This is a genomic window from Staphylococcus agnetis (assembly GCF_002901865.1).
Taxonomy (GTDB): domain Bacteria; phylum Bacillota; class Bacilli; order Staphylococcales; family Staphylococcaceae; genus Staphylococcus; species Staphylococcus agnetis.
This window is the reverse complement of the sequence record NZ_PPQF01000129.1, coordinates 1-200: the sequence shown is the minus strand read 5'-3', so window position 1 is coordinate 200 and position 200 is coordinate 1. Positions and strand designations below refer to the sequence as shown.

The window sequence follows — 200 nt, the reverse complement described above, 5'->3', positions numbered from 1 at the left end:
CATTAGCCCCGGTTTCCCGGAGTTATTCCAGTCTTATAGGTAGGTTACCCACGTGTTACTCACCCGTCCGCCGCTAACGTCAAAGGAGCAAGCTCCTCATCTGTTCGCTCGACTTGCATGTATTAGGCACGCCGCCAGCGTTCATCCTGAGCCAGGATCAAACTCTCCATAAAAGAAGTAAGCTTGATATAGCTCGTTGA

General features: G+C 50.5%; 1 rRNA gene. It reads right to left on the bottom strand.

Going from position 1 to position 200, the window contains the following annotated elements:
* Positions 1-173: ribosomal RNA gene (locus CD172_RS12145) — 16S ribosomal RNA — on the bottom strand; the annotation flags it as partial.
* Positions 174-200 lie beyond the last annotated feature (27 nt).